This is a genomic window from Ereboglobus sp. PH5-10, from assembly GCF_029504735.1.
Lineage (GTDB): Bacteria > Verrucomicrobiota > Verrucomicrobiia > Opitutales > Opitutaceae > Ereboglobus.
The window spans coordinates 118,790-125,472 of sequence record NZ_JAQFIP010000012.1 but is presented as its reverse complement, the minus strand read 5'-3'; the positions used below and the strand labels follow the sequence as shown (position 1 = coordinate 125,472).

Below are 6,683 nucleotides of genomic sequence, written 5' to 3'. Positions count from 1 at the left end.
AGAACCGCGCTGCGGCCCGCCAAGCCGGGCCTACGCGCGGCTCTCAACCCTCACGAAAGAACCAACAACAAAACAACACATAACCTTCCTCCGCCGACTATATGCTTTTTAAAATGTGCGAAACTTGACGGACACTACCCTTTCCCCCACCGCTTGCGCGCCTTCGACAGCACGCTGTGGTTTGGTGTTTGCTCGTCGAGCCCGTAGCCCAAAAACCACAGGTAATCCAATCGCTCCGGCACGATGCGCATCAACTCGCGCTCACTTTTTATATTATCCCAAAACAACAGGATCAAAAGCTTGATGATGACCACTGGATCGACCGATTCATTGCCATTGCAGCCATATAAACCCACCACTTCATCACGCACCCAATTGAAATCGACCTGCCTGCTGATTACTCGCAGCGGATTGTCCTCCCTCACTCGCTCTTCCAGATTTATATTATAGCTAAACAGAGCTCCCTGCTTGTCTTTGATTCCCATCATGATGTATTATATTACATATTAACATGCAATATGTTCCATCTTTTTTGATTTGGGCAGCAGCCCCCTTGACGGACACTACCCGGAATGGTGACTATTTTTATCCATCATTGGTTACCTTCAATACTTCGCTTGTAGGCACCAGAACTGTCACTTACAAAAGAAAGACCCGGTCGCTGCTTTCGCAGCGACCGGGTCATAAATCTGGCAACGACCTACTCTCGCAGAGCCTATCGCTCCACTACCATTGGCTGCTCAGGGCTTAACTGCCGTGTTCGGGATGGGAACGGGTGGAACCCCTGGCATCTGGTCACCAGAAAATCGGATCTCGGCATGTGTTTGCACATGGGAGAAAAATAATGAAGTTCAGGAGGGCGCGTTCGCGCCCGTATGTTAAAAATATCAAAGGAGGTTATATAAACGCCTGAGAATAGAGGATGCATAAACCGAGCAAGGTCATTAGTAACAGTAAACTGAACGTGTTACCACGCTTACATTTCTGCCCTATCAACCGGGTGGTCTGCCCGGACCTTGCACTGTATTGCTACAGATTGTGATCTTATCTTGGGATAGGCTTGGCGCTTAGATGCTTTCAGCGCTTATCCTTTCCGAACATAGCTACCCGGCGCTGCCGCTGACGCGACAACCGGAACACCAGAGGTTCGTCATTCTCGGTCCTCTCGTACTAGAGAATGAACCCCTCAAATCACAAACGCCCACAGCGGATAGAGGACCGAACTGTCTCACGACGTTCTGAACCCAGCTCGCGTACCACTTTAATCGGCGAACAGCCGAACCCTTGGGACCTTCTCCAGCCCCAGGATGTGATGAGCCGACATCGAGGTGCCAAACCGCGCCGTCGCTATGAACGCTTGGGCGCGATCAGCCTGTTATCCCTAGCGTACCTTTTGTCCTATGAGCGATGGCGATTCCACATTCAACCACCGGATCACTTGAACCTGCTTTCGCATCTGCTCGACTTGTAGGTCTCACAGTTAAGCTCCCTTATACTCATGCGCTCTATAGCCCGATTACCGACCGGGCCGAGGGAACCTTCGTAATCCTCCGTTACTTTTTAGGAGGATTCCGCCCCAGAAAAACTGACCTGCTATCACTGTCCCTTCGCCGGATAACGGCTAAAGGTTAGACGTCTAACAATTAAAAAGTGGTATTTCACATTGCGACTCGGACCGATCCTGAAACCGGCCTTCGAAGTCTCCCACCTATTCTACGTATTAAAAATCAAACGACAATAACAGCTTACAGTAAAGGTGCATAGGGTCTTTCCGTCCTGCTGCGGGTAAGCGGCATCTTCACCGCCACTACAATTTCACCGAGCCTCTCTCCGAGACAGTCAACAACTCGTTACACGATTCGTGCGGGTCGGAACTTACCCGACAAGGAATTTCGCTACCTTAGGACCGTTATAGTTACGGCCGACATTCACGGGGGCTTAGATCCTGAGCTTGCACCCAAGACTTTCACCTTTCCGCATTGGTCACGTGTCACTCCCTATACGTCGTCTTGCGACTTTGCAGAGAGCTGTGTTTTAGCTAAACAGTCGGTTGTTGCAATTAACTGCGGCCCCTTGCGGGGCACCCCTTATACCGAAGATACGGGGCTAATTTGCCGAGTTCCTTAGAGAGATTTAACTCGCGCGCCTTAGAATACTCATCTATTCCACCTGTGTCGGTTTACGGTACGGGCGTCCTTGGCCTAACTGCAGAACTTTTCTTGGAAGCAGAGTATCACTCAATCCCCCTCGGCCGTGGCTTCAGGGTCCCATTGCGTTTCAGCGATTCCGGTCTTTTATCCCCGGACAAACCTACGCGCTTAGACGACGATTCAACACGTCGCTGAGTTAACTTTCTCCGTCATTCTACAGGTCAAACGGTTTCAGACGGTGCTGGAATATTGAACCAGCTTGGCATCGACTACTCCTTACGGCCTCGTCTTAGCACCCGACTAACCCTGGGAGGACGAGCCTTCCCCAGGAATCCTTGGAATTTAGGCGAGAAGGAATTCAACCTTCTTTATCGTTACTTATGTCTGCATTCTCACTTCCAATCGCTCCAGATTCGGTTACCCTTGTCCTTCGCTGCAATTGGAACGCTTTCCTACTGCGTGTCTTGCGACACACCCATAGCTTCGGTATACGGCTTGAGTCCCGATCATTTTCGGCGCAATTTCGCTCGATGGGTCAGCTGTTACGCACTGTTTAAATGATGGCTGCCTCTAAGCCAACATCCCCATTGTTTAAGCAAAATCACATCCTTTTTCACTGAGCCGTATTTTGGGACCTTAACTGATGGTCTGGATTATTCTCCTCTCGACTATGAAGGTTAGCCCCCACAGTCTGACTGCCGACCTACACTCCATGGTATTCGGAGTTTGATTAAGTTCAGTACCCCGGTAGGGGCCCTAGCTTATTCAGTGCTCTACCTCCATGGATCAGCGATCGACGCTATACCCAAATATATTTCGGAAAGAACCAGCTATCACAGGGCTTGATTAGTCTTTCGCTCCTAACCACAACTCATCCCATAGTTTCTCAAGACTAAAGGGTTCGGACCTCCAACCGGTTTTACCCGGGTTTCATCCTGATCATGGTTAGATCGCCTCCGCTTCGGGTCTATTGCCAGCAACTAAGCGCCCTATTCGGACTCGCTTTCGCTTCGCCTCCACCGCTGAGCGGCTTAGGCTTGCTACGGGCAATAACTCGCAGACTCATTATACAAAAGGCAGGCCGTCACCCCACAAGGGGGCTCCGACTGACTTGTTAGCAATTGATTTCAGTTACTGTTTCACTCCCCTAACAGGGGTTCTTTTCACCTTTCCCTCGCGGTACTAGTTCACTGTCGGTCGTCATCGAGTATTTAGCCTTATGCCGTGGTCGGCATGGATTCACACGGGGTTTCACGTGTCCCGTGCTACTCAGGGTACCTCTAGGTAAAGCAAAGTTTTCGACTACGGGACTGTCACCCGCTATGGCCAAACTTTCCAGAATGTTCGTCTAACTATGCTTATTCCACGTTGAGGCCCTACAACCCCGTCAGGATAAATCCCGACGGTTTGGGCTGTTCCGCGTTCGCTCGCCACTACTAACGGAATCGATTCTCTTTCTTTTCCTGCGGTTACTGAGATGTTTCACTTCGCCGCGTATTGCTCTGCCGATGCTATGTATTCACACCGGAGTGACATTCGGTTAAAAATGCCGGGTTTCCCCATTCGGACATCTCCGGATCAAAGCGTGCGTTCCGCTCCCCGAAGCTTTTCGCAGATTGCTGCGTCCTTCATCGCCTGATGACGCCAAGGCATCCATCAATTGCTGTAACTGGTTTATGCAAACGCTCTATTCTAGGCGTTTATATTACCTACTTACATATTCTAACATATTTCTATCCTGAACTTTCAAAGAACAAAATCGTTTTGTGAGGACGACCCATGCCGTCTTCCGCTCACCTGCCGCCCACTCCGAAATAATGCGCGGTCCTTGCCGTGCAAAATGGTGGGCCCAGATGGACTTGAACCATCGACCCCGCGCTTATCAAGCGCGTGCTCTAACCAACTGAGCTATGAGCCCGAATTGGGAAACTGGCAGTTTACCGTTTCGGGGCCGTGTCGATGGTGGAGCCGACCGGACTCGAACCGGTGACATCCTGCTTGCAAAGCAGGCGCTCTACCAACTGAGCTACGACCCCATCGGTCGAAGATTGTTATAAAGAACATTTTCTCTAACAAACCCTTAAAATTTACTTTGTGCGATCAACCAGGACCCAAGGACTTGCGTCCTTTTCGACCATCGGAGGTGCAATCGTTAAATTGCCGCTCCGTCTCCTTAGAAAGGAGGTGATCCAACCGCAGGTTCCCCTACGGTTACCTTGTTACGACTTCATCCCAATCACCAGCTTCACCTTAGGGCGCCGCCTCCATTGCTGGTTGGCAAACGCACTTCGGGCAAAACCGGCTTTCATGATGTGACGGGCGGTGTGTACAAGGCCCGGGAACGTATTCACGGCGCCGTAGCTGATGCGCCATTACTAGCGATTCCAACTTCATGTAGTCGAGTTGCAGACTACAATCTGAACTGGGCCCGGTTTTTGAGATTTGCTTTGCCTCGCGGCATTGCGTCCCTCTGTACCGGGCATTGTAGTACGTGTGCAGCCCTGGCCGTAAGGGCCATCCTGACTTGACGTCATCCCCACCTTCCCACCCTCAGAGAGGGTTTGTCTCCTTAGAGTGCCCAACTTAATGATGGCAACTAAGGACAGGGGTTGCGCTCGTTGCGCGACTTAACGCAACATCTCACGACACGAGCTGACGACAGCCATGCAGCACCTGTGCTCCGGCTCCGAAGAGAAGGCGCCTTTCAGCGCCGGTCCAAAGCATGTCAAGGCCAGGTAAGGTTCTTCGCGTTGCATCGAATTAAGCCACATACTCCACCGCTTGTGCGGGCCCCCGTCAATTCCTTTGAGTTTTAGCCTTGCGGCCGTAGTCCTCAGGCGGCACACTTAACGCGTTAGCTTGGGCCCTGAAGGGGTCGAATCCTCCAAGACCTAGTGTGCACCGTTTAGGGCGTGGACTACAGGGGTATCTAATCCCTTTCGCTCCCCACGCTTTCGTGCCTGAGCGTCAGTAACTGTCCAGGAAGCTGCCTTCGCCATTGGTGTTCCTCATGATATCTACGCATTTCACTGCTACACCATGAATTCCGCTTCCCTCTCCAGTACTCTAGCCATGTAGTTTCCGGCGCAATTTCGGAGTTAAGCCCCGAGATTTCACACCAGACACACATGGCCGCCTGCGCACCCTTTACGCCCAGTGAATCCGAATAACGCTTGCAGTCTCTGTATTACCGCGGCTGCTGGCACAGAGTTAGCCACTGCTTCCTCTCCGGGTTAAGTCAGGCTAAAAGCTGTTAACTTTTAGCGTTTCTTCCCCGGTGACAGAGGTTTACAACCCGAAGGCCTTCGTCCCTCACGCGGCGTCGCACCATCAGGCTTTCGCCCATTGTGAATGATTCGAAACTGCTGCCACCCGTAGGTGTCTGGACCGTGTCTCAGTTCCAGTGTGGCTGATCGTCCTCTCAGACCAGCTACCCGTCTTAGCCTTGGTGAGCCGTTACCTCGCCAACAAGCTGATAGGCCGCAAACTCCTCTTAAAGCGGCAGGCCTTGCGGTCCCTGCCTTTAGTGAAGCTCTCATGCGAGAGCCTACCACATGCGGTATTAATTCGCCTTTCGACGAGCTATTCCCCACTTCAAGGTAGATTGTTTACGTGTTACGCACCCGTTCGCCACTGAACTTGCAATGTATTGCTACACCACAAGTCCCGTTCGACTTGCATGTCTTAACCACGCCGCCAGCGTTCATTCTGAGCCAGGATCAAACTCTCCGAAAAGAGTTCTGAACCTAGTGATTCATGAACTACTGACCATGTCGGTCGTGAAACCGACATGTCATATGTTTGTATAAGTTGTTGATTGGGGGTCCCAATCAATCGCACAAAGTAAATTTCAAAGAGCTTTTGCGCTTTGCAGCGCGCTTCCCGTTTTTAGGGGGAAAGGGTTCAAAGCAAGTCAGGTTATTTTCGCTTCGTCAATACCTTTTTCAAAAAATCTTTTAAAAAAGTTTTTGATCTGAAGAACCGGACTCTCAAAGAACCTCCCTTTTCGGCGGCGTTTTTGACGCGCCCCGTTTGAAGGGAGTGCGGACAATGGCCCCGACGCCCTTTTGCTCAAGAAGTTTTTTTATAAATTTCAGAACGCTTTTTTATCTATTTAACAATCAACATATTGCGACTGAAATTTTTTCGAACACTGCCCCGCTCTCGCAGCGCTCCGATAGCGCAATCTCAAGATGTATCCGATTATTGAATACGCAATTCTCCCTCTGCCAAAGGCCCCCTGAAGCATTTAAAAACGCCCTCGGACGCATGCTCGGACGCCAACCTTCATAGAGGCGCCGTATATCCAGCCAACCCCCAGAACTCGCCCCCGCCCGAGGGGTTTATTCGCCTTGTTTTGAGAACATGGAATCCTCACTGGGACAGCAACTCGCCCGCTGCGTGCTTTACGCAACCTCTCTGGGCTTTTTCACGATGCCAGGGATGATGGCATTGCCGAGGTCTCTTCAGTCTCGCCTATACTGTCACCCTGGCGCGAATATCTGCTTAAATTAAACAAGGCTCGCATCGGGT

At 51.1% G+C, this 6,683-nt stretch carries 1 protein-coding gene, 2 tRNA genes and 3 rRNA genes; all 6 read right to left on the bottom strand.

Annotated elements, in window-relative coordinates:
- Positions 1-134 precede the first annotated feature (134 nt).
- Entirely contained in the window at positions 135-488 is a 354-nt protein-coding gene (locus M2447_RS10665) for a transposase (protein WP_277558593.1), read from the bottom strand.
- A 199-nt stretch (positions 489-687) separates the two neighbouring features.
- Positions 688-803: ribosomal RNA gene (rrf, locus tag M2447_RS10660) — 5S ribosomal RNA — on the bottom strand.
- 119 nt (positions 804-922) lie between these two features.
- Positions 923-3,830 (bottom strand): 23S ribosomal RNA (locus tag M2447_RS10655).
- Between the two features lie 161 nt (positions 3,831-3,991).
- A tRNA-Ile gene (locus M2447_RS10650) sits at positions 3,992-4,068 on the bottom strand.
- A 42-nt stretch (positions 4,069-4,110) separates the two neighbouring features.
- A tRNA-Ala gene (locus M2447_RS10645) sits at positions 4,111-4,186 on the bottom strand.
- Positions 4,187-4,327: 141 nt separating this feature from the next.
- Positions 4,328-5,885, bottom strand: a 16S ribosomal RNA gene (locus M2447_RS10640).
- The 16S, 23S and 5S rRNA genes sit together here with 2 tRNA genes alongside, the layout of an rRNA operon.
- Positions 5,886-6,683: the final 798 nt, after the last annotated feature.